This is a genomic window from Clostridium sp. TF11-13AC (assembly GCF_003481065.1).
Classification (GTDB): Bacteria; Bacillota; Clostridia; order Lachnospirales; family Lachnospiraceae; genus Otoolea; species Otoolea fessa.
Genome location: NZ_QUKJ01000021.1, coordinates 1 through 1,592, shown reverse-complemented (window position 1 = coordinate 1,592; position 1,592 = coordinate 1). Strand labels below are relative to the sequence as shown.

Below are 1,592 nucleotides of genomic sequence, written 5' to 3'. Positions count from 1 at the left end.
ATCCCCTTACATCCAGTAAGGATTTATCCATCTCATTACTTAAACTGTTAGAATGTAGGATGCAATGGTATATCGACTTCATCACTAGGACTTAGCGTCCGTACTTTAGACTGATAACCAGCTCCTCATTCACAGTGTTCGTTTTATGCAGGTTGAATCACATTAAGTGCATTCGTGTCACACACAGTAGTTTGAGCAGGTAATGAGTAAATCTGGTATTTATCCATTGTAATATTTTTAAGGAGTGACAAATTTATGAACGCAGTAGGTATCGATGTTTCAAAAGGTAAAAGCATGGTTACAATTCTAAGACCATTTGGTGAGATTGTATCCTCTCCTTTTGAGATCAAGCACACATCCAGTGATATCCTTTCACTAATTAAACTTATTCACTCTATCGAAGGTGAATCACGAATTGTAATGGAGCACACCGGACACTATTACGAAGTACTTGCTCAGCAATTTTCAGCAGCTGGTCTGTTTGTCAGTGCTGTTAATCCTAAGCTAGTCAAAAACTTTAATAATGACTCTCTTCGCAAAGTTAAATCTGACAAAGCTGATTCCATCAAGATCGCCCGCTATGCTCTTGACAAATGGCAAAATCTTAAACCATATAGTATTGTGGATGAATTGCGCACACAACTAAAGGCCATGAATCGTCAGTTTCATTTCTATGTGAAACAAAAAACGGCTATGAAAAATAATCTTATTAATCTCATTGACCAGACATACCCAAATGCAAATACTTATTTTAATAGTCCACCCCGCAGTGATGGCTCCCAAAAATGGGTTGATTTTGTCTATACGTATTGGCATGTAGATTGCGTTCGTAAAATGTCTCTAAATTCTTTTGTTAAACACTATCAAAACTGGTGCAAGCAAAAAAAATATATCTTCAATAAATCAAAAGCCGAAGAAATTTATACCAAGGCAACGGAACTTGTCCCGGTATTTCCTAAAAACGAAATAACCAAACGCATCATTAGACAAGCTATCGCTCAGCTTAACAGCACTTCCGCTACCGTCGAAACAATACGCATTCTCATGAATGAAACCGCCTCAAAACTTCCAGAGTACCCGATTGTTATGCAGTTTAAAGGGATTGGTCCATCTCTTGGTCCACAGCTTATGGCTGAGATCGGTGATATAACCAGATTTACACATAAAGGAGCCCTTACTGCTTTCGCCGGGGTAGATCCTGGCGTAAACGAGTCTGGCTCCTATGCACAAAAAAGTGTTCCAACATCCAAACGTGGGTCTTCAAATTTAAGAAAGACTCTTTTTCAAGTAATGGATGTTCTTATTAAAACAATGCCGCAAGATGATCCTGTATATCAATTCATGGACAGAAAACGTGCCCAGGGTAAACCGTACTATGTTTACATGACTGCAGGCGCTAATAAATTTCTCAGAATTTATTATGGACGAGTGAAGGAATATCTCTGTATTCTTTCTGAGTCAAGCTAATTCAAAACTTTTATTTGCAGACCAGCACTGCTTGTGGTGGTCTTATTTTAGTGCCTAATTTTAACCATGTAAAATTTTATATTTTTTTCCCCATTAAGTCTTGACTTTTTATTTGCAGGCTAAAG

General features: G+C 37.8%; 1 protein-coding gene. It reads left to right on the top strand.

What is annotated here, in order from left to right; all coding sequences use genetic code 11:
- Positions 1 to 255: 255 nt before the first annotated feature.
- Entirely contained in the window at positions 256 to 1,467 is a 1,212-nt protein-coding gene (locus DXD12_RS15065; protein ID WP_118293994.1) for an IS110 family transposase, read from the top strand.
- The last annotated feature ends 125 nt before the right edge of the window (positions 1,468 to 1,592 follow it).